The 25817-nt window shown below is 32.3% G+C and carries 21 protein-coding genes; 9 read left to right on the top strand and 12 right to left on the bottom strand.

From position 1 onward, the window contains the following. Nucleotide 1: 1 nt before the first annotated feature. Complete coding sequence (locus Q0921_RS13965) at nt 2–1990, bottom strand: tetratricopeptide repeat-containing sensor histidine kinase (protein WP_299257833.1); 1989 nt, start codon at nt 1988–1990, stop codon at nt 2–4. A gap of 151 nt (nt 1991–2141) precedes the next feature. On the opposite strand from Q0921_RS13965, the gene Q0921_RS13960 reads away from it, so the two are divergent. Continuing rightward, the gene (locus Q0921_RS13960) at nt 2142–2609 is read left to right on the top strand and encodes a GNAT family N-acetyltransferase (RefSeq protein ID WP_299257831.1); all 468 of its coding nucleotides are present in this window, start codon (nt 2142–2144) and stop codon (nt 2607–2609) included. Here the strand turns inward: Q0921_RS13960 and Q0921_RS13955 are convergent. The 3 genes from Q0921_RS13955 to Q0921_RS13945 form a co-directional block, all read right to left on the bottom strand. After that, nucleotides 2606–5101, bottom strand: a complete 2496-nt coding sequence (locus Q0921_RS13955) for a TonB-dependent siderophore receptor (protein ID WP_299257829.1) — start codon at nt 5099–5101, stop codon at nt 2606–2608. The two genes, Q0921_RS13960 and Q0921_RS13955, sit on opposite strands and share 4 nt — an antisense overlap. Further along, nucleotides 5098–6003, bottom strand: a complete 906-nt coding sequence (locus tag Q0921_RS13950) for a FecR family protein (protein WP_299257827.1) — start codon at nt 6001–6003, stop codon at nt 5098–5100. Before Q0921_RS13950 ends, Q0921_RS13955 begins: the two co-directional genes overlap by 4 nt. Before the next feature lie 65 nt (nt 6004–6068). Further along, nucleotides 6069–6584 carry a sigma-70 family RNA polymerase sigma factor gene (locus Q0921_RS13945; protein WP_299257825.1) on the bottom strand — a complete coding sequence of 172 codons (516 nt, stop codon included), beginning with the start codon at nt 6582–6584 and terminating at the stop codon, nt 6069–6071. Between the two features lie 94 nt (nt 6585–6678). Between Q0921_RS13945 and Q0921_RS13940 the strand changes: the two genes are divergently transcribed. From Q0921_RS13940 to Q0921_RS13920, 5 genes are all read left to right on the top strand, one after another. Next, a complete protein-coding gene (locus tag Q0921_RS13940) occupies nt 6679–7356 on the top strand; it encodes a hypothetical protein (RefSeq protein WP_299257823.1) in 678 nt (225 codons plus the stop codon). 135 nt (nt 7357–7491) lie between these two features. Further along, the gene (locus Q0921_RS13935) at nt 7492–8883 is read left to right on the top strand and encodes a fasciclin domain-containing protein (protein ID WP_299257821.1); all 1392 of its coding nucleotides are present in this window, start codon (nt 7492–7494) and stop codon (nt 8881–8883) included. A 128-nt stretch (nt 8884–9011) separates the two neighbouring features. Further along, the gene (locus Q0921_RS13930) at nt 9012–11183 is read left to right on the top strand and encodes a fasciclin domain-containing protein (RefSeq protein WP_299257819.1); all 2172 of its coding nucleotides are present in this window, start codon (nt 9012–9014) and stop codon (nt 11181–11183) included. A gap of 227 nt (nt 11184–11410) precedes the next feature. Next, entirely contained in the window at nt 11411–12739 is a 1329-nt protein-coding gene (gene ffh / locus Q0921_RS13925) for a signal recognition particle protein (RefSeq protein WP_299257817.1), read from the top strand. Between the two features lie 45 nt (nt 12740–12784). After that, nucleotides 12785–13669: a bifunctional 5,10-methylenetetrahydrofolate dehydrogenase/5,10-methenyltetrahydrofolate cyclohydrolase gene (locus Q0921_RS13920; protein WP_299257815.1), complete on the top strand. Its 885-nt coding sequence runs from the start codon at nt 12785–12787 to the stop codon at nt 13667–13669. A gap of 325 nt (nt 13670–13994) precedes the next feature. On the opposite strand, the gene Q0921_RS13915 is transcribed toward Q0921_RS13920, so the two are convergent. The 3 genes from Q0921_RS13915 to rho form a co-directional block, all read right to left on the bottom strand. Continuing rightward, on the bottom strand, nt 13995–15161 hold the full coding sequence (locus Q0921_RS13915; RefSeq protein WP_299257813.1) for an SH3 domain-containing protein: 1167 nt from the start codon (nt 15159–15161) through the stop codon (nt 13995–13997). Between the two features lie 911 nt (nt 15162–16072). Next, complete coding sequence (gene msrA, locus Q0921_RS13910) at nt 16073–16744, bottom strand: peptide-methionine (S)-S-oxide reductase MsrA (protein ID WP_299257811.1); 672 nt, start codon at nt 16742–16744, stop codon at nt 16073–16075. Nucleotides 16745–16917: 173 nt separating this feature from the next. After that, nucleotides 16918–18597, bottom strand: coding sequence for a transcription termination factor Rho (gene rho, locus Q0921_RS13905; protein ID WP_299257809.1), 1680 nt, complete (start codon nt 18595–18597; stop codon nt 16918–16920). 202 nt (nt 18598–18799) lie between these two features. Between rho and Q0921_RS13900 the strand changes: the two genes are divergently transcribed. Beyond that, nucleotides 18800–19210, top strand: a complete 411-nt coding sequence (locus Q0921_RS13900; protein ID WP_299257807.1) for a DUF4293 domain-containing protein — start codon at nt 18800–18802, stop codon at nt 19208–19210. Nucleotides 19211–19267: 57 nt separating this feature from the next. Here the strand turns inward: Q0921_RS13900 and Q0921_RS13895 are convergent, their stop codons facing one another. Then, nucleotides 19268–19762 carry a metallophosphoesterase family protein gene (locus Q0921_RS13895; RefSeq protein WP_299257805.1) on the bottom strand — a complete coding sequence of 165 codons (495 nt, stop codon included), beginning with the start codon at nt 19760–19762 and terminating at the stop codon, nt 19268–19270. Between the two features lie 116 nt (nt 19763–19878). On the opposite strand from Q0921_RS13895, the gene truA reads away from it, so the two are divergent. Beyond that, on the top strand, nt 19879–20625 hold the full coding sequence (gene truA / locus Q0921_RS13890) for a tRNA pseudouridine(38-40) synthase TruA (protein ID WP_299257802.1): 747 nt from the start codon (nt 19879–19881) through the stop codon (nt 20623–20625). Nucleotides 20626–20627: 2 nt separating this feature from the next. Next, nucleotides 20628–22394, top strand: a complete 1767-nt coding sequence (locus Q0921_RS13885; protein WP_299257800.1) for an ABC transporter ATP-binding protein — start codon at nt 20628–20630, stop codon at nt 22392–22394. Here the strand turns inward: Q0921_RS13885 and Q0921_RS13880 are convergent. The 4 genes from Q0921_RS13880 to folP all read right to left on the bottom strand — a co-directional run bounded on the left by Q0921_RS13880 (nt 22391) and on the right by folP (nt 25802). Beyond that, entirely contained in the window at nt 22391–23167 is a 777-nt protein-coding gene (locus Q0921_RS13880) for a DUF3667 domain-containing protein (RefSeq protein ID WP_299257798.1), read from the bottom strand. The genes Q0921_RS13885 and Q0921_RS13880 overlap by 4 nt on opposite strands. A 61-nt stretch (nt 23168–23228) precedes the next feature. Beyond that, complete coding sequence (locus Q0921_RS13875; RefSeq protein WP_299257796.1) at nt 23229–24023, bottom strand: DUF3667 domain-containing protein; 795 nt, start codon at nt 24021–24023, stop codon at nt 23229–23231. Further along, entirely contained in the window at nt 24023–24799 is a 777-nt protein-coding gene (locus Q0921_RS13870) for a diadenylate cyclase (protein WP_299257794.1), read from the bottom strand. Before Q0921_RS13870 ends, Q0921_RS13875 begins: the two co-directional genes overlap by 1 nt. A 172-nt stretch (nt 24800–24971) precedes the next feature. Then, the gene (gene folP / locus Q0921_RS13865) at nt 24972–25802 is read right to left on the bottom strand and encodes a dihydropteroate synthase (protein WP_299257792.1); all 831 of its coding nucleotides are present in this window, start codon (nt 25800–25802) and stop codon (nt 24972–24974) included. Between the last annotated feature and the right edge of the window lie 15 nt (nt 25803–25817).

Genomic DNA, 25817 nt, shown 5'->3' with positions numbered 1-25817 from the left:
TCTACGAGACCGAAGTTTTAGGAAGTGTAATACAAAAGGTGCTTCCTTCCCCTTGAGTACTTTTAACATCTAAGGTTCCTTGATTTAGAGTAATTAGTTCTTTGCAAATTTTTAATCCTAACCCAGTACCTGTTTCATTGTTTGTCCCTTTAGTAGTTAGGTTTTCATCGGTAAATAGTTTGCTTGTGTTTTTCTTAGAAATTCCTATTCCTGTATCTTTAAAATAGATTTTGGTGCTATTTCCCTCTTCTTTTTTATAAATAGTGATCGTGTCGCCGGAGTTGCAAAATTTTATAGCATTAGCAATTAGATTTTGAGTTACAATAGTAGACATATCTTTATCTGCATATACTCTTGTAACTTCAGTCATATTATTGATGAGTTTTATTCCTTTCTTAGAAGCTTTAGATGCAAAAAACACAAACTTATTTTTTATTATTTCAGAGAAATCAAAAGTTTTAGGATTAGCCTTAAGTTCATTCATTTGTGACTTAGACCAGTTTAAAAGATTAGTTAATAGTAAAGAAGTCTGATGAGTGCTATTAGACAACAGTGGAATTATTTCCTTGAATTCATTTTCAGAAATTACATCATCTCTTAATAAGTTAAGTGTAGTGTCTAGTCCGTGAATTTCATTTTTTAAATCGTGAGAGACGATAGAAAATAATTTGTTTTTTACCTGATTAGATTCATTAAGTTCCTTGATATACTTAGCTCTTTGTAACCTGCTTTTTACTATTCCAATGATAAAAATAATGGCTACAGCAAAACCAGCAATCGCAATATAAGTGTAAATTTTTTGTTTAAATAGTTCTTCTTTAACCTCTTGTTCAGCTATTTTTTGTTTATCTAAAATTGCCTGTTGTTTTTTTTCATTTTCGAGTCTTTTTTTAACGAGGTCTATTTTCTGACTGGTTTCTTTAAGTGTATGTTCATTAAATAAATTTTTATATTCTTTCTGCCACCTGTAAGCGCCTACATAATTACCTTTTGCAGAATCTAATATCGAAGATAAATCATAACTATTAAGTAATAATGGAGTAGAGTTAAGGTTTTTTGCTTCTTTTCTAGCGGCAGAGATATATGTATCAGCTTCTTGATATTTGTTCGTTTTGATAGCAATTTCGCCTAATGACAGTTTCGTTCGAGTAAGTCGTTCTTTGTAAGCTATTTTCCCACCAAGAAAAAGTGCAGATTCGTAATATTTCTTAGCCTGCTGATATTCTTTCTTAAGAAAAGAAATTTTGCCCAGTGCACTATATGCTTCAGAGATACCTTGACTGTCATTATCTTCTTTGTTTGTTTTTAATGATTGGTTCAATAATACTAATGCGCTATCAAGCTTGTTTTCTTTTGTGTAAATTATAGCTAAATTATTTAAAGTAGAACCTATGGTATTGGAATTAGTTTTCTTTTTTAGTTGTAAAGACTGATAGTAGTATTTTTTAGCAGCATCAAAGTCATTTAGGTCAGCATAAACATTTCCAATATTATTGATAGTCGTCGATAAACTAGCACTATCCTTTAGCTTTTCATAGTACATGTTTGCTTCTAAGAGATGAGTAATACTCTTTTCTGGGTTGCCTAATCGCTGTTCTATAACAGCTTTGTTATTTTGGATCATTGCAAGTCCTCGGGTGTAATTAATTCTTCCGTAATATAAAGCCGCCTGATCAAAACATTTTAATGATTCATAGAGTTTATCTGTTTGGTTGTATATAGATGCTTTTTCATTGTGTAATTGACCAACTCCTTTATCATATTTTATTTTTTTAGAAATTCTTATGAAAGTGTCGCAATACTTTAAACCTTCCGTGAATTTTTCATTCAAGCTCAATTCATAAATTAGATCGGCAGCTGAGTTAATATGTAATGAATCTGATATAGAATTTGTAGCTAGAATAAGGCTGTCCAATTGTTTTTGTTGACAAAAAGAAATACTACTAAAAAATAATAGTATCAATGTAAAAAGAAGGCGTAGGTGTTTCATACATATTATTTAGGGCAGGTATAAATTACAATATTTTCATCTAGTTTTGTGTTTTTTTTAACAAAAATTTTTATTTCTGTGTGTTTTTTGTTTATTTTAGGGAAAAGTTGTTTTACCCCATAACAAAAGAAGTTCTCTTCTACGATACTAAATGAATTATCAAATTTCTAAAGCTACGGATAGTGATTTACCATTAATGCAGCGTCTGTTTTATCAGACAGTTACTATTTATGGTTCTAAAATTTTCACGAAAGAAGAAGTGAAAATATATTCTAGATTAGCTTTAGATAAAAAACATTGGATTCAAAAATTCACTGAAGATTTTGTGTACAATGCAAAACTAAATGGAGAGGTGGTTGGTTCATTTTCTCTTAGTAAAGATGGTGTCATAGAGTATATTTTTGTCCATCAGAATTATCAAGGTCGAGGTATTGCGAAAGAGTTGTATAAAACTTTGGAAAGAGTAACTAAAGAAGCTAGGATAGGAATCTTAACAACTCGAATTAATATGAGTACAAAAGATTTTTTTAAGAAAAATGGTTTTGAAATAATTAAAAGTATAGAGAAAGTAGCTGGAGGAGAAGATATAGTTACTTACAATGGCGTAAAGAATTTTTAGAAATTTAGACGTAAAACAGCATTTGGGGTAATCCTGAGACCTAATTCTTTTACTTCTTCTACTTCGTTTTGATCTCTTCTTATATAATAATTATTAAAAATATTTTCCTGATCAGTAATATTCCAAATAGAAATTCCTGCAAGCCCATTTATTTTTTTGGTAATTTTAAAAGTATACGTGGAGGAAAGATCTAACCTAATGTAACTACCCAATCGATTGCTATTAGGGTTTAAGTAGTTTATAGTATCGTTTTGGATTATATTGTTTGGGTTAGGTAAAGTAGTTGGTTTTCCGCTATGCCAGTTAATACCAGCAGATATTTTTAGATTATTCTTGTTATATGCAACAGCAAAATTTACATTATGACGTATATCATTATTATTAGGAAAGTTAGAAGGACTTAAACTATTAAATGTATATTCATTGTCTGCATAGGAATAGCTAAGCCAAGTACTAAAGTTTTTGAATCTTTTATTGACTAAAAAATCAATTCCTAAAACAGAATAACTACCATGATCATTTTCAAATTCAAATTGATTTTGAAAACCTTGACTTCTGGTAATAATACCTTTAACATCTTTATAATAAAGATCTGTAGTAACTAACCAGTTATTATGGTTATAGCTAAGACCAATAGAGGCTTGTTTACTTTTTAGAATAGGAATGTCTTCATCATTTGATAATACCCATCTTCGACTTTCTATACCTAAAAAATCATTTTGAAGATCAATAATCTGTGAGCTTGATTGGCTTTTTATTTCACCAAGAAGTTCCAGTGTGAAATGATTCATAAATCGTTTGTAAAGATTTATACGAGGTTCAAAAATATAGGTATTAAACTTCTCTAAATAGTTAAGACGAGCTCCCAAATTGGCATATATGGAATTACCGTCAGACCTATATTCTATCTCCGAAAATAGACTATGTGTTCGAACTACTTCTTTCGTGAGATCTCTAAATGTCGGATTGTTTACATCTCGTAGATATGATACTCCAGTTTCGTTAAATTGATATCCATTTTTTAAATTAATATTAAAATTAGTCTTAAGCAGAGTGTTTAGTTTTACACCATTTTCCAAGACATCATTTTCTTGGAGAAGTCTCTGATTATTTTGTATATCCGAATTAACCGTTTCCAGAGTATAGTTTGTTCCGTACAGGAGTAATTCACTCTGGAAAAATTCACTCCAATTACGCTGGTACAGAATACCACCTACAAGATTTTTTTGTTTAGCACTACTTTCTCTTGAAATATCAATTTGACTATCCATGGCATTTTCCTGAAAAACAAGATTATTACGCATTGCCAAGGTGTTTATTTTAATAAGATCTTTTGATGATAGTTGGTATAACCATCTTATACTTAAATCATAAAAAGAAAACCGTTCATCAGAATTATCACTGCTGATTACCTCAGAATTCTGGAATGCTTTACGAAAGAATCGATTATAGGTAGGAGTTTTAAGGATTTCATTAGTAGAGTGTCTTACGGCTAATTGAATGGAAGATTTTTTACTAATAGGAGTGTCAATATAGCCATCAATACTTATTAAATTAAGACCAATACTAGCATCTAGTTCATCGTTAATGTTGTTAGTAGTGTTCATTGCGATCACACTAGAAACTCCATCACCATACCTTGCACTAGAACCATTTTTAAATACTTGTACGTTTTTGGTTAGATATGGATTAAACGCAGAAATGAGACCAAAAAAGTGACTGGATTGGTACATCTTTATGCCATCCCATAGTATTAGATTTTGATCATTAGTTCCACCACGTACATTAATATCAGAAACAGTTTCGTTTACGCTCAGTATGCCTGGAAGAGCTTGTATCGTTTGTAATAAATCCGGTTCAGTAAGGCCTGGTAGAATGCCAAAATTATTATAATCTATACGAATGGAACCATCTAGCTGTTTATCTATTCCTTTAATCAGGTAATCGTTAAGAATAATTTCATTTATGTATTCAATTTTTTGAGTCAAAATAACATTCTTACAAGGTTCTTTAATGAAGTCTAATGAAGAAAGTGTTAGAGGTAGATACCCTAGGTAATTTATTTTAATTTTCTCATTTGGTGAGTTAATTTTAAGTATGAATTTACCCTCAGGATCACTAATTGTAGCACTGCTCGGACTCTGAATAGTAGCATCAGTTATAATAGTATCATCAATACCTTTTAGAATTCCGCAAATTTCTAAAGGTTTAAAACTTAATGCTACTGTATTATCTTTTAAAATAGTATAGTTAAAAGGTGTGTTGTTTTCAAGATACTTTATGGTTTCCTCAAAACTTATCGAAGCCAAAGGTTGAGGAGTGTACACACCTTCTAGTTCTTGGTTAATATATGAAAAATCGTATCCAAATTTTTTCTGAATAGTGTTTAAAACAGATATAAGAGAATACTTGCCTTTTTCAGTTTGGGATGTAACCGTAAAAAGAACAAAAAATATGAGGACACTGGAAACGAGGATTTTGGGTTTAATCACTCTTTGTATAAGGTTACAGTTTTGTTATTAATCACATATTTTAAACGCATCGGAATCGTAATAGATTTTAATGCCGTTTGAATATCTGAATGTACAAAATTACCTGTAAAAAGTATAGAAGGATCAATATTTTTTGTTTTTACAGTCACTCCATACTGCCATTCTAATTCTTTCAATACCCTTACGAAAGGAGTTTCCTGGAAATAGCTTTTATTAGAATACCAATTAGGTTCTTTATCTATAATTTTCTTCTCCTTTATCTGTTCAGAAACTAGTTCCAAAGCATTTCCCGCTTTTAAATATTTGACTTGATTAGCAATAGTAACGCTAACAACTCCTTCGTAACAAATTACCTCAAAAATGTCACCTCTTTGTTTAATATTAAATTGAGTTCCAATAACACTTACAACACCCGCTGGAGTGTAAACGTCAAACTTATTGCCTTTCGCTACGTTAAAAAATGCTTCTCCTTCTAAGGATAGTTTTCGCTCATCATCCCAATTTTTTTTATCATAAGTAATAGAGGAAAGCGCATTGAGCTTTATAATAGATTTGTCAGGTAACTCATGAGTAGCTTTCTCACTGGCAATAGTATTTATGGTGGTGTCATACTCTTTGAAGAAAGAAAAATATAATCCAAGTCCGAGAACAAAAACCGCAGCAATTCGCAAAAATATTTTTTGGTAAGAATTTTTTTGAATATTTCCTTTTCGTTCTAATAATTTCTTTTCAAGTATTTCTTGATTACTTGAAATATTATAATCTGGAGCGCTGAAACTTTTAGCAGCTTCTGATATCTTTATGTAAGAATCATAGGCGTTCAATTTCTCAAACGCCTCTGATTCATGCTTAGTGAGTTGTTCGTTGCTCAACCACTTTTTAATAAGATCCTTCTTTTTCATAACAAGATTCTTATTACTATAACAATCGATAAGCATTAATTCCTACCCTTTGTTTTGTTTTGTTTTTAAATCCCTTCAATATCTTTTCTTAATTTTTCTAGAGCACCATAGATTCTTTTTTCTACCGCTTTTCTTGAAATCCCTAGTAACTCAGCAATTTCTTTGTGTTTTTTCCCCTCAACTCTATTCATCAGAAAAGCTACTCGCTGAGCTTCGGTTAATTTTGTAAGTGCTGTTTGATATTTTTGCAAGTATTCTTTTTCTTCTAATATAAAATGTGGACTTTCGTTAGTTCTGTCTTTCGTCTCTGTCTGTTGATACCTTAATTTTACTTTATCGTGTTTTATTTGATTTAAGGAAAGATTGTTGGCAACTGTAAACAAAAAACTTTTTGCTTTTTCTAAAGAAACTTTATTACAATTATCCCAAAGTTTAATAAATGCTTCCTGAACTTGATCTTTTGGATTAATGTGTTCACCATATTTATAATATATAAAGTCGTGAAGATTTTTAGAATGCTTTACGAAAAGTTCTGAAAACAATCTTTCTTCACAAACATTTTCAAATAGATCTTTAGGCATTTTTAGTTTTCTTCAAAATTAAAAAAAAACTTAAGTTACTGGGAATTTAAGCTCTTAAATTGTTATTATAGAAAGTTGAATAAAGAATTGTGGTATGAAAAAGTTAGGGTATTGGTTTATAGGATTATTTGTTAGTTGCGCTTTTTTTATGATTTCTTGTCAAGAAGAAGAGCGAGAATTAATTGATTCGACACTGTATAATAATGCCATTCCAAAAGATTCACAACTAGCAAAATTAATGAGAAATATTGTTATACACGATGGATCTTATGATGATTTGGTAGATGGAGGTAATTGCTATAGTATTAATTTGCCATATTTTATTATAAGAAATATAACAGAGGAAATTATAATTGATGAGATAGAAGATTATAATCGATTAAATCAATCTGATGATATTAAGATTAAATTTCCTATTACTGTAACTAGAGATAATCATTTAGAAGAAATTATCGAAAATGATATAGAGTTACAATTGTTAGCTAATAGCTGTGAAACACAGGATGATGATATTGAATGTGTAGATTTTGTATATCCTTTTCGGTTTGCAACTTTTAATTCTGATAACAATATAATCAGTACCATAGAAGTTATACATGATGCTCAGGTATTTGGATTTATGGAAAATCTGGACGAAAGTACTGTGGTGGCAATAAATTATCCTATTAGATTATTGCTTAGTACTGGAGAGTATTTGGATGCAACGCATAACGATGAGCTATTGTCTAGAATTCTTGCCTTTGAAACATCCTGTGAAGAAAACGATGGATAATTTTTGTTTAATTTTTTTAACTAAAACATTAAACAAAAAGTTAAAAAAGTATTAAAATCACTTTTTGAGGTAGCACTTTTCTTCTATCAGTTGTTTCATCATCGAACAATTAATTATAAAATTAAAACCAATAACATGAAAAATTTCTTCAAAAAAGCTTTTTTAGTATTATGTATAATTTCAATCGCTTCCTGTAGTGATGATGACGATACGATATTTACTCCAGATTCGATGACCATAGCAGATTTTGTGGCGAATAATGCGGATTATAGTTCATTGTTAGCTGCTTTACAAAGAACTGGTCTAGATGTGGATTTAAATGGAAACGGTACTTTTACTGTTTTTGCACCAAACAACGATGCATTTACTGAATTTTTAGATGGAGCATCCCTAGATGATGTGCCTGATGCTACCTTAGAACAATTATTAAGAAATCACGTATTAGGTACAACTGAGACTGCTGCTGATTTAACAACGGGTTATGTGAAAAATATAGCAACCGAAACGAATTCTGGAGCAAATATAAGTATGTACATAAATACTACTGCTGGCGTAGTTATTAATGGAGAATCTACAGTGACTACTGCAGATATAATGACAGATAATGGTGTGATACACGCTGTAGACAAAGTGATTCCATTGCCAACAATGCTTACGTTTGTAGGTTTAGATAGTAATTTTTCTACATTAGCAACGGTTGCTACAACAACTATTGGATTTAACACGGATTTTGCAGCTGTATTAAGTGGAGCGGATAGTAATTTGACTTTATTAGCTCCAGATAATGATGCTTTTACAGATTTTGGTGATATTTCAGGATTTTCTGCTGCTGAGGTAGAGCAAGTATTATTAAATCACGTAATTGCCGGAACAAATGTTTCTACAGCTCTTACTACGACATACTCGAATACGTTAGCTACCTACGGAGATACTATGAATAATTTGAGTATTTATATTAATACAGATAGTGGTGTTTCTTTCAATGGTATTTCTGATGTTAGTGAGGCGGATATTGTAACGTCTAATGGGGTAATTCATAAGGTAGATGCAGTAATTGCATTGCCTACAGTGGTAACTTTTGCAATAGCAGATGCTAACTTTTCTACCTTAGTATCCGCATTAACAGATTTAACTCCTATGACTGATTTTGCTTCTATTTTGTCGAGAACTGAAGCGGGCAATTTGGATGGTTTGGATCCTGCTTTCACAGTTTTTGCTCCAACGAATGCGGCATTTGATGCACTTGCATCAATTCCTGACGAAAGTGGTTTAACACCAATATTACTTCACCATGTAATTGGAGCGGCTAATGTACGTTCTAGTGATTTAAGTGATGGTTTGGTTACACCAGGTACACTAGAAGGAGATGCTCTTACGGTTAGTATCCCAGGAACTAATGGTGCTATAGCTAATTTAACCGATGGAGCAGGAAATGATGATGTAGAGGTTGTTGCTGTTGATGTGCAAGCGAGTAATGGAATTATTCACGTGATCAATAAAGTAATGATTCCAAATCCATTAAACTAATATAATTTTCTTCAAAATATAATTCCCCCGAAAGGGCATTTAGAAATTGGAACCCCCAATTTTTTCAAAACTAAATGCCCTTTTTTTTCACACTCATTTTAAGTATTAACTAATTTAAATTAAAACCCATGAAAACGCTAATCCAAAGATTAACGGTACCATTCTTGTGCCTTTTTGTAACGTCTCTTTTGGTCTCTTGCCAAACGGATAATAACGAGTTAGACCAATCAAACCCTGATCAGATCCAATTTGAGGAATCAAAGATTATAAGCTTTGATGAAATCGAAGAAATGACCCAAAATATTATTGATGGAGAGTTTGCAGAACCTGAAAATGATGGAAAATCTTTTTCAGATTCTAAAAATTCTAGATTCGATATTAGTCGAGAAAAAAGGGTATATGATTTTTCAGCTACAGTAAATAGTGGAGCGGGAGCTGGAACCGAGATTGAAGGTGAGCTCAGATTACATTTCACTTTGTATCATGCAAGTTTTACAATTGTAAGAGGAAATTTGTCATTGCCTGATGGAACTAGAGCAAGAGCAAGAGGAGCTATTGTAAGTGATGGAATTGTTTATTTAATAATCAATCCACCGGGTAGAGGTTTTATTTTCGGAATTGGAAGAGTGAATGAAGAGGGTAACTTACAAGGAGGATTCAGAATTTTTGGTAACGGTATAGGACGAGGAGAGTGGAGTGCAGAATTGATAGAAACTACTTTTCCAGATAAGACTATAGTTGATTTAATTGTTGAGGATGGTAGATTTACATCTTTAGTAGGAGCTTTACAAGCTACAGATTTAGTAGCGCCATTATCAGGAGAAGGCCCTTTTACAGTTTTTGCTCCAACAGATGAAGCTTTCGCTGCCTTAGATGAAGTTCCAGAATTGGAAGTTTTAAAACAAGTTCTTTTATACCATGTTACTAGCGGAAGATTCAATACACCTGAGTTATTACAAGAGGAAATGATCGAAACATTGCAAGGAGAAGATATAAAAGTAAGTTTAAATGAAAATGATGAGATCGTTATTAATGATACCGTAAAACTTCTTTCCGCTAATATTGGAGGATCTAACGGAGTAATTCAAATTATCGATGCAGTATTGATCCCACCATCTTTTCAACCATTACAATCAATTGTAGAAATAGCAGTTGCTACTCCAGAACTTTCTACTTTAGTGGGAGCTCTACAAGCAGCTGATTTAGTAGATACTCTGAATGGGGATGGACCATTTACAGTTTTTGCACCAACTAATGATGCATTCGCTGCATTAGATGCAATTCCGGAAGGAGATGCATTAACAGAAGTACTTTTATATCACGTTGCTGCTGGTAAATTTACAGCAGAAGATTTACTTGCTGGTCAGGCGGTTACAACTGTTCAAGGTGATGAGGTTACTATCGAGATGATTAATGATGAAGTCTTTTTAAATGGTTCTATTAAAGTAAGTATAGCTGATATTGAGGCGTCTAATGGTATTGTACACGTAATCGATGGAGTATTGCTTCCTCCGACAGATCTACAATCTATTGTTGAGATCGCTGTAGCTACACCAGAACTTTCTACATTAGTTGGAGTGTTACAAGCAGCTAATTTGGTAGATACCTTAAATGGAGACGGACCTTTTACAGTATTCGCTCCAACTAACGATGCATTCGCTGCTTTAGATGCAATTCCGGAAGGAGATGCCTTAACAGAAGTACTTTTGTATCATGTTGCTGCTGGTAGATTTACAGCAGAAGATTTACTTGCAGGGCAAACTGTAACTACGGTTCAAGGTAATGAAGTTACTATCGAGATGATCGATGGAGAAGTTTTTTTGAATGGAAATATAAAGGTTAGTATTGCTGATATCGAGGCTTCTAATGGTATTGTGCACGTAATTGATGGAGTACTGCTTCCTCCTGCAGACCTACAATCAATTGTTGATATCGCTATAGCTACACCAGAACTTTCTATATTGGTTGGAGCGTTACAAGTAGCTAATTTAGTAGATACCCTAAATGGCGACGGACCTTTTACAGTATTTGCTCCAACGAATGCTGCATTCGCTGCTCTAGATGAAATTCCACACGGAGATGCATTAGCAGAGGTGCTTTTATATCACGTTGCTGCTGGTAAATTTACAGCAGAAGATTTGCTTGCAGGTCAAACTGTTACAACGGCGCAGGGTGATGAAGTTACAATTGATATGATCGATGGAGAAGTCTTTTTGAATGGAGATATAAAAGTTAGTATTGCTAATATTGAAGCATCAAATGGTATCGTACACGTAATTAATGGAGTATTACTCCCTTGATCTTTATAAAACAAAGGGCATAAATTTGAATTAGCCAAAATTATGATGTCCACAAAGCTATTAGAAAGAGAATTCTTATTCTTTCTAATAGCTTTTTTATTTTAAACAAATTTCTCTTAGGATATTTAGAATTCTATCTTATCCATTCTTTATTAATACACATCAAATCATTAAATTTGCACCTGTCTACTAAAAAAGTAGAATTTTTCAAAACCTGAAGAAAGCATATGTTTGATAATTTAAGTGATAAGTTAGATAAGGCGTTACATATTCTAAAAGGCCATGGTCAGATTACTGAAGTAAATGTCGCTGAGACACTTAAGGAAGTTCGTAGAGCATTGGTTGATGCAGATGTAAACTATAAAATAGCAAAAGATTTTACCGCTACTGTAAAGGAAAAAGCTTTAGGGCAAAATGTACTTAAAAGCCTTAAACCTGGTCAGTTAATGGTGAAACTTGTTAAGGATGAATTGACTGAATTGATGGGGGGCGAAGTTGCAGGAGTAAATTTGTCTGGAAATCCTTCTGTAGTTTTAATGTCTGGATTACAGGGTTCTGGTAAAACTACATTTTCTGGGAAATTAGCAAACTTTCTTAAAACTAAAAAGACTAAAAAGCCTCTTTTAGTAGCTTGTGATGTATACAGACCAGCAGCGATAGATCAGTTACACGTTGTCGGTGGTCAAATAAATGTTGAGGTTTATAGTGATAAAGGTAATAATGATCCTGTTGCAATTGCAAAAGCAGGTTTGGCACATGCTAAGGAGAATGGATTTAATGTAGTTATTATAGATACGGCTGGTCGTCTGGCTGTAGATGAAGTAATGATGACCGAAATTGCAAATATTCATAAAGCAGTAACTCCAGATGAAACCTTATTTGTGGTAGATTCTATGACAGGTCAGGATGCTGTGAATACAGCAAAAGCGTTTAACGATGTCTTAAATTTTGATGGAGTAATACTTACCAAACTCGATGGTGATACTAGAGGTGGTGCAGCTATTTCTATTAAATCTGTTGTTAATAAGCCAATTAAGTTTATTGGTACTGGAGAGAAGATGGAAGCTATTGATGTGTTCTATCCTTCTCGTATGGCTGATCGTATTTTGGGAATGGGAGATGTAGTTTCTCTTGTAGAAAGAGCTCAAGAACAATTTGATGAAGAGGAAGCAAGAAAATTACAGAAAAAAATTGCTAAAAATCAATTTGGTTTTGATGACTTTTTGAAACAAATTCAGCAAGTTAAGAAAATGGGGAACATGAAAGATCTTGTAGGCATGATTCCTGGAGCCGGTAAGATGATGAAGAATGTGGATATAGATGATGATGCTTTTAAACATATAGAGGCAATTATTCATTCAATGACGCTTGATGAACGTACAAAACCTCAAATTATAAATGCTAGTAGAAAAAAGCGTATTGGTAAAGGTTCAGGTACTTCCGTCCAGCAAGTCAATCAATTGCTAAAGCAGTTTGATCAGATGAGTAAAATGATGAAAATGATGCAAGGTGGCGGAGGAAAACGCATGATGCAAATGATGGGTAAAATGAAATAACTTGTACAAACAATATATAATTTAAAAATAGAGTAGGGGTTTAATATGGAAGTTTTAGACGGAAAAAAAGTAAGTAACGACATAAAAAATGAAATCGCTGTCGAGGTTCAGAAAATAAAAGACCAAGGCGAGAAAGTTCCGCACCTTGCTGCTGTTTTGGTAGGTAATGATGGAGCGAGTCTTACTTATGTGGGTAGTAAAGTAAAAGCATGTGAAAGAGTAGGTTTTGAGTCTACTTTGGTGAAAATGCCAAGTACTACTAGTGAAATTGAGTTATTAGCCAAAATAAAGGAGCTGAATGAAAATTCGGATATTGATGGTTTTATAGTTCAATTACCTTTGCCTCCACAAATTGATACTCAGAAAGTGTTATTAGCTGTAGATCCTAATAAAGATGTGGATGGTTTTCATCCAATGAATTTTGGTAAAATGGCATTAGATATGTCGACTTTTATTCCTGCGACTCCATTTGGTATTTTAGAACTATTAGAGCGTTATAATGTGGATACTAAAGGAAAGCATACGGTAGTGATAGGAAGAAGTCATATTGTTGGTAGACCTATGAGTATACTAATGGGAAGAAAAGGGTGGCCAGGTAATTCTACAGTAACGTTAACCCATAGTCATACTAAAAATATAACTCAGATTATTTCTCAAGCGGATATCGTTATTTCCGCCTTAGGTGTTCCTAACTTCTTAAAGGCTGAAATGGTAAAAGATGATGCTGTTATTATAGATGTTGGTATAACGAGAGTTGCTGATGATAGTAGAGAGAGAGGTTATAGAATTGTGGGTGATGTTGATTATGAAAATGTTAGTAAAAAAGCTTCTTTTATTACACCTGTTCCGGGGGGAGTTGGTCCGATGACTATAGCGATGCTTCTTAAAAACACATTATTAGCTAGAGAGAGACACCGTAATAATAGATAGTTTCTATTTATTTATTATTAGAACTAAATAATTCGCTATATATTTTAGCAAGTCAATAAGATATTAATATAAAGGCCTTAGAAGTTTAATTATAAACGCTAGGGCTTTTTTGTTGTTGATTAAGATGAAATATAAATCTGATGATTGTTTTTGATGATTTCTTTTGAAATTGAAGTCTTAAATTGGCTGGGTTGTCTTAAATTAATTTTCTGAATGAAATAATGGATAATGAAAAGAAATAAAATAGGCACCATAAAATGGTGCCTATTTACTTTACATTTATTATTGGTGATAATAAAAATATATTTTTGTTTAGATTATTTTCTTAGAATGCATTAAACTTGCTTGCATCAATATTATCTTGATCTTCTGCATCATTGTTGTATAATGTTCCGTTAGGCATAAGGTCTAAAGATAAACTGTAAGATGGTACATTAATACCTTCAGAAGTCTTAATCGTGTTGTAGTCTAAGATATCTTGCCCTTTTTCATACAAAGCATTTTTTGTAAATGTTCCTTGACGTTTTCCATTAGACTTTCCTTCTTCTTTCCATTCTTTTCCGTAAGCAATTACACAGTAATACTCACCTTGAGGGATGTTTCTGATGAACTGAGTTGATCCACTATTTATAAATACGATTCTTACAGTTTCATCATCCTTTTCAGTTTTACCCATTTTTACGAGTTTAACAACTACATCGGTATTGTTACCAACATCTACTTTAAGATAGTTGTCTAACTTATATTCAAATTTACCTTTGAAATTGAATGATTTCGGAGTCGCACCTGATTTATAGGTCTTTTTCTCCCAACTAGCGAATTTATTTTCTCTAGTTACTTTTGATGGAGCAGCTGAAGTTCTAGATGAACTAGCGTTACTGCCATTTGAAGCTGTTTTAGATTCTATAGGGCTGTAAGCTGTATCGGTGTTACCTAAGGTTCTTCTGTTAGCTGCCTCTAAAGCTTTTTGTGTGTCTGCAAGTTCTGATAATCTTCTTTGTTCAGCAGCACTTCTGTTTTGATTTGCAGCGGCAGCAGCGGCAGCGGCGGCAGCAGCATCAGCTTCAGCTTGTCTTGTTAATCTTTCAGCCTCAGCGATAGCTTTTCTTGCGGCTTCAGCAGCAGCGATTTTTGCAGCCTCAGCAGCAGCGATTGCTTTATTGGCAGCATCTTGTGCAGCCAATTTTTTAGCATTAGCAGCTCTTGCAGCTGCTTCAGCATCTGCAATACTACTATCTTGAGCTAGTAACTTTGTTTGCACAAAACCGTTACCGTTTTTGTGTTGTACTGTACTCCAGTCTCCGTATCCAGAACTAATAACATATACCTGAGTTCCCTGAGGAATCTCTGCGATAATGTCAAAGTTTGCACCTGGTCCAGTTCGTAATTCTAATTTGGCGGTAGCCATTAAATAGCGATCCAAAGACTTTATTTGAGCAAAAGTCGAGGATGTCATCACCAATAGTAAAATAAATGTAAAAATTGATTTCATAATCTTTCTGTGTTTACATAATTAAAATTCAAAAAATAAAGCAGATTAGGGTTCTTTTATAAAAGGGTGTTAATCTTTTTCGCTTTAATATCTTATTTTATAAGTTTTAAAAGTTTTTAATTAAATTAATATTCAAAAATTTCACTTTCAAAAAGCATGCCAAATATATTTTTTAGCATTAATAAATTATTAACAAATATTGATACCGTGTTAAAATTTATAATCTTTTAAAGAACTTTTTTTAGCTTAAGAGATTGATTTTCAGTTTTTTAGGCATGTTTTTCTTTAGTATAAGTTTAAACTTGCTGATTAATTAACTGAGTTGAAAACTCTTAAACTATAAACAAAAGTAAGTTATTAATATGAAAAACACAACTTGTTTCTATTTTATTTGCATAAAATTCCACTTTTTTTTTCAACAATTTGTGTTTTTCAACGATTTTTTTATGCATTACATCTGATTTGTTCTGTATTTACAAGGGTTAAAGTCGGTTAGGGTCAATTTCTATTTGAATAAAGTTTTTTCGATTTTTATATGAAAAAATATTCGTAGATAGAATTAATTTTTTTTGCAATATTTTAACATTTATTATTATGCTTGCATAGTAATTTATTGAATTTTTGAATGAGTTGATTTTTAAAGTAGACGTGTATAATTTTGATATTAAGACTCTTACCGTATTGCTGAATTTTGTTTTCTGTAAAGTCTAAAAGACTGTTTTAATATGAGATATGTTATGAAATTTAACAAAATCAATTTTTCCTTTCTTTTTAAAAACACAAATTTTAATGCTCTTTTTTTTAATGAATTATGGTGTCGTCAGAAATAGCTGACCTTTTTTATGTGTACGATTTTATTGAGAATACGATTCTTTTGATAAAGAATCTGTAAATGTGTGATGAGAAACCGATTAATGAGTGTCTTTAATTAATTCGGGGAATTTTTTATGAAAACGTTTTAATCTAGGAATAGAAATATTTTGAATATATCTGTTATATGGGTTTCTTTTTTCATAATCTTGATGGTAGTCTTCGGCTTTCCAAAATTTTTGAAAAGAAGTTACTTCTGCTGCAATCTTTCTGTTTAAGGTTTTGCTTAGGAAATCTTTCTTTTTTTGGATTATGTTTTTTTGACTTTGATTTTGAAAGAATATAATAGATCTGTATTGGGAGCCTATATCTGGTCCTTGTCCATTTATTTGTGTTGGGTTTTGTGATCCAAAGTAAACGTCTACTAAAGTGGAAAAGGAAATGGTTTTTGGGTCGTATAGGACTTCTATGGCTTCGGCGTGACCCGTTCGTCCTGTATTGCTTGATTCGTATGTTGGATTTTCTGTATGACCTCCAGAGTATCCTGAGATAACTTCTTCTACTCCTTTCACGCTTTCATAAATTGCTTCTACACACCAAAAGCATCCACTTGCGAAATAAGCTCGCTCTAGTCCGTTAATTGGTTTTGTCTGAACTGGAGCGATGTCTTGGTTTTGTTGTGTAGTGTTTTTTTGATCTTGAGTTTGACTATTGCCTTGACAGCCTGCTAATAAAATAGAAATGGTACATATGCTATATAATAAAGTCTTCATGGTAAATATATTTTTAGTAGTGCTTAGTCTGGATTTATTTCTAAACCTTTCGAGCAATAGTTTTAAAATGTAAAATTAATTAGATAGAAGGAGGTTTGGTCTTAAAGAAATTTTAAATAAAAACGGCTGTCAAATTTTGACAGCCGTTTCGTATATATTATATGGTTAGTAATCTATCCATTCATAGAAATCAAAAATTCGTCATTATTACGAGTTTGTTTAAATCGATCATTGATAAATTCCATCGCTTCAACAGGATTCATGTCTGCGAGATATTTACGCATTACCCACATTCTTTGAATAGTGTTTGCGTCTAATAAAATATCATCACGACGTGTACTGGAAGATGTAAGGTCGATAGCAGGGAAAATTCTACGATTAGATATTTTACGATCTAACTGTAATTCCATGTTACCAGTTCCTTTAAACTCTTCAAAAATAACTTCGTCCATTTTAGAACCAGTTTCTGTTAAAGCTGTAGCTATAATGGTAAGCGATCCTCCGTTTTCTATGTTACGAGCTGCACCAAAGAAACGTTTTGGTTTGTGCAGAGCATTAGCATCTACACCACCACTAAGGATTTTACCTGAAGCGGGTTGCACGGTGTTATATGCTCTTGCTAGACGTGTTATAGAGTCTAAAAGTATTACTACATCATGACCGCATTCTACTAAACGTTTTGCTTTCTCTAGTACAATGTTTGCAATTTTAACATGTTCGTGAGCTTCTTTGTCAAATGTAGAGGCGATAACTTCTCCACGTACATTACGTTGCATATCTGTTACTTCTTCGGGACGTTCATCGATTAGAAGTATCATTTGGTATACTTCTGGATGATTGGCAGCAATTGCATTGGCTACATCCTTAAGTAGCATTGTCTTACCCGTTTTTGGTTGAGATACAATCATACCACGTTGTCCTTTTCCGATAGGAGAAAACAAATCCATTATTCTTGTAGAAATAGTGCTTTGTCTTTCTGCTAATTTGAATTTTTCTTGTGGAAAAAGCGGGGTAAGATGTTCAAAAGATACTCTGTCTCTTACTACTTGTGGATCCAAACCATTAATCTTGTTTACCTTAATTAAAGGGAAATACTTTTCGCCTTCTTTTGGAGGTCTTACTTGTCCGAGAACTGTGTCTCCGGTCTTAAGTCCAAAAAGTCTTATCTGTGATTGAGATACATATATGTCATCTGGAGAAGAAAGATAGTTGTAGTCACTAGATCTTAAAAAGCCATATCCGTCCTGCATAATGTCAAGTACTCCTTCACTTTGGATAATTGCGTCAAATTCGTAGTCAGGTTCTTTATAGCGATTTCGGTTATCTCTATTACCGCTATCCCTATTTCCGTTATTTTCCTTTTTATTGGTATTCCGGTTTTTGTTTTGGGGTTTATCGTTATTTCTATTACGATTATCTTTTCTGTCGTCCTTTCTATCGTCCTTTTTGTCTTCTCTTTTTTGTTGAGGTTTTTTATTTTCAGGAACTTCTTTAGGTTTAGTAGTGTTGGTTTCTTTTGTTTCCGTTTTTGGAACTGGACTTTTCTCCACTACGATATTAGTTTCCTTTTTGTTAGGAGGGTTTTGGTTTTTATTAGAAGGGTTCTGAGTATTCGGTGGCTTGCGAGGTCTTCTCTGACGAGGAGCTTCTTTTGGCTTTTCATTTTCAGTTTTACCAGAAGATTCTTCAGTAATAACTTCTTTTACTTTGCTGGGGTTTGCAGCTTGGTAGTCTAAGATTTGGTATACCAAATCTAGTTTTTTCATGGTGCGAAATTTAGGTACTTTTAAATTTTTCGCAATTTCCTGTAGCTCAGGAAGCTTTTTCGCTTTTAATTCAGAAATCTCTAACATTTAAATTTGTTATATAATTTAAGGTTCTGGTAATAAATTTTCTAAAGAAGAATTCTAGGAAAATTTTATTTTGAAGGTAAGTAACCTAAATAGAATAGATTACATAATTTGTGTTGCAAGTATACGACTTTATTTTTAATTTTTTAGACATATTTATAAAAAGAAACTCTTATTTTTGCTTTTCCAAAAGAAGTAAGGGGCGATGATACAAAGAATCCAATCTGTTTATTTGTTTTTAGTAGTGGTATTATCTGGTGGGATATCCACGATGTTGCCGTATGGACTAAATCAAGATGGAGAAGCTTTATTGTCTCAGAATAATTTTTTGGTTTTAGGAATGTTTACTGGATCTGCTGTATTAGCTTTGGTAAGTATTTTTTTATTTAAAAATAGACAGCTTCAATTTGTATTGGGGCGTATCAATATCTTATTAAACTTTATTTTACTAGGAGTATTTGTTTATTGGTCACTAACATTATCTGGAGAAACTTTGGTTTCGGAGAAAGGTATTGGGATGTTGATTCCTGTTATTTCTATCGTTTTATTAGTAGTAGCTAACAAGGCTATCAAAAAGGATGAGAATCTCGTAAAATCTGTTGATCGATTACGATAAACCTAAAATCTTAGTAGTATTAGTGCGTTAAGACCCGAAGTATGCCAACTTCGGGTCTTATTTTTTACCTAATTCAATAACTTCTAAATTTTCGATTTTACCAAGATTCAATGTAAATCTTAACATGGTTCTTACTTTATGAAATCCGTGTTTTCCCGCAGCACCAGGATTCATATGTAATACATCATTAATTTTATCAGGAATTACTTTAAGAATGTGAGAATGACCGCAAATAAATAATTTAGGTGGATTAGTTTTGATTTCTTCCCTAGTATTTACATTATATTTTGGGGGATACCCTCCGATATGCGTTATCCAAATGGAAACTCCTTCGCAGGAGAATCTCTGATTTAAGGGAAAGGTAGCTCTTGCTTTATCGTCGTCAATGTTTCCATAAACGGCTCGAAGCGGTTTAAGATTCTCAATAGCATCAGAGACTTTTAGATCTCCAATATCTCCTGCATGCCATACTTCGTCTGCTTCTTTTACATAATGTAAAATACGTTCGTCAATATAACTATGTGTATCGCTAAGTAAAAGTATTTTTTTCAAATTGGTAATAAAAATGATTTATGATGTTATAAATAAACTGAACGACCCTATACAATTCATCTCTGTAATATAAAGTATATTTGCCATCAGATTTTGAACAAAAATAGCATAAAGCTTTGAGATATTTTTTAGAACTTTCATATAATGGCACACCTTATCATGGATGGCAACGCCAGCCTAATGCAATTTCTGTTCAAGAGGTCTTAGAAGATTCTTTATCATTATTATTGAGGTGTAAAATTGTTGTTGTGGGCGCAGGTAGAACGGATACAGGAGTTCATGCACGACAAATAATGGCTCATTTTGATAGTGAAGCAGTCTTAGATACTATTCATTTTGAATACAGGCTTAATTCACTTCTTCCCAAGGAAATTGCTGTGGATAAAGTGAGTTTAGTAAAAGAGGATACACATGCTAGATTTGATGCTATCAGTAGGTCGTACGAGTATATTATATCACTATCTAAAGACCCTTTTAGAATAAATAGTGCATATTATCTTAAGAAAGAATTAGACGTAGATTTGATGAATGAAGCTGCTAAATTACTGTTAAACTATACTAATTTTAAATGTTTTAGTAAGTCTAAAACCGATGTAAAAACGTATAATTGTAACATAACTGATGCTATGTGGGAGAAGACTGGTGATGTGTTAGTTTTTAAAATTTCTGCAAATCGCTTTCTTAGGAATATGGTTAGAGCTATTGTTGGTACTTTACTTGAAATTGGAGAACATAAACTTGATCTGAATGATTTAAAGAGTATAATAAAAAGCGAAAATCGAAGTGAAGCGGGTTATTCAGTTCCAGCACACGGTTTATATTTAACAGAAGTACAATACCCAAATACTATATACCTTATTTAATAATGGCTGAAAAAAGCGGTAAAGCATTTGACTTTAAATTGTTTAAGAGATTGATTAGTTTTACTAATCCATATCGCGTTACATTTTATTTTGTGGCTTTATCTGCTATATTATTATCTGTATTTGCAATACTTAGGCCTCTTTTATTGCAAAAAGCTATTGATAAAAGTTTTATTCCAAAGGATGAAGAGCTGATATTATTTTATATCAGTTTGATGCTAGGGGTATTATTATTAGAAGTGATATTTCAATTCCTATTTATTTATTTTGCCAATTGGTTAGGGCAAGAAGTGATTAGAGATTTAAGAGTAAAGCTTTTTGATCATATGCTAGGTTTTAAAAAACAGTATTATGATAGGTCTGCGGTTGGTCGCTTGGTAACAAGAGCCGTGAGTGATATCGAAACTATTGCCAGTATTTTTAGTCAAGGTCTTTTTATGATTATTAGTGATCTTCTAAAGATGATGGTTATTCTTGGTTTTATGATTTATTATAGTTGGCAGCTTACTTTAATAGTTTTAGCGGTACTACCTTTTATAATTTTTGCTACTAGGGTTTTTCAAAGAAAAATGAAAACTGCTTTTGAAGAAGTGAGAACCCAGGTTTCGAATTTAAATTCTTTTGTTCAGGAGCGAATTACTGGAATGAAAATAGTTCAACTATTTACCAGAGAAGAGATAGAGTATACGAATTTTAAAGAAATTAATGATAAGCATAAAAAGGGATGGATAAAAACAGTTTGGTATAATTCTATATTTTTTCCTATAGCAGAAATGTCTAGCTCTATAACTATTGGACTAATTGTGTGGTACGGTGGATTGAGGGCGGCACAAGGCGATGTAATCACATTAGGTGTAGTCATTGCGTTTATTGAGTTATCCCAAATGCTATTCAGACCTTTACGTCAGATTGCTGATAAATTTAATACACTGCAGATGGGTATGGTAGCTGCCAACCGAGTATTTGCAATTTTGGACACTGAATCAAAAATTAATGACGTTGGACAATTAGAATTACCAGCTATTAATGGAGATATTAAATTTGATAATGTAAGATTCAGTTATTTAGAAGGAGAAGAAGTATTAAAAGGAGTTACATTGTCTGTAACGTCTGGAGAGACCGTTGCTATAGTTGGAGCTACAGGAGCTGGAAAGTCTACTATTATTAATTTGCTAAGTAGGTTTTATGAAATCGATAGTGGAACTATTTCAATTGACAAAAAGCCAATTAATACCATTGATCTAAAATCTTTAAGAAGTCATATCGCAGTAGTGTTGCAAGATGTATTTCTTTTTGCTGATACGATTCTTAATAATATAACACTTAATAATCCTGATATTACGGAAGAACAAGTTCAAAAAGCTGCTAAGGAAATTGGGATCCATGATTTTATAATGAGCCTTCCTAATGGATATTACTATAATGTAAAAGAAAGAGGGGTAATGCTTTCTTCTGGTCAAAGACAATTGATTTCTTTTCTGAGAGCATATGTTACTAATCCAGAGATTTTAGTTTTAGACGAAGCAACTTCTTCTATTGACTCGCATAGTGAGCAACTTATTCAGGATGCTACGGACAAAATAACTGAAGGTAGAACTTCTATAGTAATCGCCCACAGATTGGCTACTATTAAAAATGCGGATAAGATTATCGTTATGGATAACGGTAAAATAGTAGAAGAGGGTAATCATAATGAGCTACTAGAAGTAGAAAATGGATATTATAAAAACCTCTATGATGTTCAGTTTGCAGAAGTGAGAGCGGTTTAGTTTATGAATCCATATTCTTTTAGAAATTTGGATGAGAGCGCTATAATTACTCCAATACCTATCGTGATTAATATAACTAAGAACCACCCAATAAACCCTTTGATTATTACTTTTTTGTAACTTATTAAGTATAGGTTTTTGAATAAAAAAGTAGCATATATGAACTGAATTAATAGGAATATGAAACTACTTTTTTCTATATAGTCTCCAAAAATAAAAGTTATGATATAAGGGATAAAAGTTAATATGGTAAGGTGAGATGTAAGGTAAGAGTTAATGACAATGTGTTCGGTGAAATTATATTTTTTATACTTTCTAAATATAAAGCGTGATATGACAGCATAAAACGGGATTAAAAGAAAATATCCCAACGTAGGAAATTTTTCAGTTACTTCAATAAAAAGCTGAACAAATTTTGCTGATTCATCATACTTTTTAGCTTCCGAAGGTATGTCAAAACCCCTCTCTTTTATAAACGTAAGCATCGCAGCTAGTGTGACGGATAACAAGAAATATGAAGCTACATTTAGATATCTCTTTCTTACTCCATTAATATAACCATCGATTACTATGTGTGGTTTTGTAGTTAAATCTTTTATTGTATTAATAAACGTATTATCAACATTAAGATATACCTCACTTATTTCGGTGATTAGGTTTTTAAAAGTAATGCGTTTTGTGATTTTTTTGGCTCCGCAATTAGAACAAAAATTAACGTCTTCTATATTGTTTTTACAATTTTTACAGTTTTTTATTGTAATAGTCTTAGCCATTTTATTTTGGTGTTAATCTCCTTTTTTTGATTTTTAATAATGCTTTTCTACAAATTAGAGGCTATATAGTAGAAGGTTCTCCATTTGGTATTAAACCCATTTTTGCCATAATAATGCCAACAATTATTGAAAAGATTATAAAAAAGATGCTTATAATCAATACGAACAAGAGGGTTTTAATAACTATTTTTTTCAAGCTAAGGTTGTAAAGACTTTTAAGAACGTATGCGATGTAGATTATAGAAACAGGAAATTGAATCCAGAGAATCAAGAATAAATTTTTTAAAGTTAGAAGTAATGGTAAGGTTATAAAACTTATAACCATAGTAATATGTGAATACGCATATAAATGGATGACGAAATGTTCTGTTAGATTATATTTTTTATAATTTAGGAATACCAGTCTTGATATGAAGGCTAAAAGTGGAATCGTTAAAAATGAGATCAGAGATTGATATTCAAAAGATAAATCTGAAGCTACTTTGGAGACTTCAATTTGATTAACATCGGTAAAGACGTCGGAGAAAATGGTATCCTTGTATTTCCCTAAGACAAAACTATATAAACTGGCAATAGTAAGGGAGATTGCGAAATAACTAAAAACATTTATATACCTTTTTCTAACACCGTTAATATAGCCATCGATTACATCTTTGGGCGTTGTAAATAGATGTATGAATGTTCTTATGAATGAATTATCAAGATTTAGAAAACGATCACTAAATTCCTGAGTCAAGTTTTTAAATGTAATACGTTTTGTGATTTTTTTAGCCCCACACTCTGGACAAAAAGAATAATGATCAATTTGGAAACCACAGTTTTTGCAGTGATTTATGTTTGTAAGATTAGTACTCATTATTGAAGATCTCTCTTTATTTTTTCTATTAACTCTTCGGGTGTTTTAAAAATTACAAACTCACCATTTCTTATATATGACATTTGACCTGTTTCTTCACTGACTATAAGAGCTAGCGCATCGGTTTTTTCTGTTATACCTATAGCTGCACGATGTCTTAATCCAAAACGCAACGGAATGTCTCTATCATTCGTTACAGGTAGAATGACACGAGTAGCTACAATCCTATTGTCCTCTACAATCATAGCACCATCATGCAATGGACTGTTTTTGTAAAAAATACTTTCTATAATCGGAGTTTTTACTAAAATATCTAGTTCATCACCAGAGGTTTTTACAAAATCCATAGAAGTATTTCTTTTAATTACGATTAGTGCTCCTGTAAAAGTAGTTCCCATTTTTTGACAAGCTTTCACAATTGAGGTTACATCGGTAATACTATCTTCAGGAGTGTCTCTAATAAATTTTAATTGGCGTAGAAACTTCCTTCTTCTTCCAAAATTCGTCGAGCCAATCATTAATAGAAACTTTCGAATTTCTTGCTGGAAAACAACAATTAATGCAAACATTCCTACTCCAATAAATTCTCCTAGAACACTACTGAGCATCTCCATAGCCAGAAACTGTGTAAGTTTCCAAACCAGATAGATCATTACAATACCGATAAAAATATTGATGGCTGCGGTCCCTTTAACCAACTTATAGATATAGTACAGTAGGAGTGCTACAAGTACGATATCTAGGATATCTAATATTCTAAGGTTGATTAAATCCAAATGAGGTCTTTTTGTAAAAATAGAAAAATTAGTGAAACTCTGATTTGAAAAGCTTGAAAAAGCGTATTTAAATCAGTTAGTAGGACTAATTTCGTTGAAGAATAGGAGCTATTGTTGATTAATATTTTATAATTAGAAAATTTGCTTAAGACAGAAAATTCGAATTAGTTAGTTAAGATTGTTCACGATACGTATTAGTGAGAGCAATACATTCCATTGCTTCTTTTACGTCGTGTACTCTTAAGATCGAAGCTCCTTTAAGCAATGCTATGGTATTTAGTGAAGTTGTTCCATTTAATGATTCTGATGGGGTAATGTCTAAAGATTTATAAATCATGGATTTTCTTGATACTCCTATCAAAAGTGGTAACCCTTGAAGCTTTAATAAGTCCAGTTTTCTAAGAAGTTCAAAGTTTTGATCGATGTTTTTTGCAAAACCAAAACCAGGATCAATAATAATATCATTAATACCTTCTTTTCTTGCTTCAGTTACTTTTTGAGAAAAATAAAACTGAATATCTTTTAGTAAGTCTTCATATTGATTTAACGATTTCATAGTTTGCGGTGTACCTTTCATATGCATCATAATATATGGTACTTTAAGCTGTCCAATAGTTTGAATCATATTTTTATCCAGATTTCCGGCCGAAATATCATTAATCATTGCCGCTCCCGTATCAATACATTGTTTTGCAATTTCACTTCTAAAGGTGTCTATCGATAAGATAGTATCCGGAAAATTAGAAAGAATTAATGCTATTACAGGTAAAATTCTTTTCTCTTCTTCTTCAATAGAAATGTGATCTGCCCCAGGTCTTGAAGAATATGCACCTATATCTATAAAAGTAGCTCCTTCTCGAAGCATTTTCTCTACCTGATGTAAGATTTGTAATTCGTCTTTGTATTTTCCTCCATCATAAAAAGAATCTGGTGTTAGATTTAAAATTCCCATTACTTTTGGGGAAGAGAGATCTACTAAGGAACCTTTGCAATTAATAGTCATATAAGAGTTTATACT

This window comes from uncultured Aquimarina sp. (assembly GCF_947496855.1).
Classification (GTDB): domain Bacteria; phylum Bacteroidota; class Bacteroidia; order Flavobacteriales; family Flavobacteriaceae; genus Aquimarina.
This window is presented reverse-complemented; position numbering and strand designations above follow the sequence as displayed.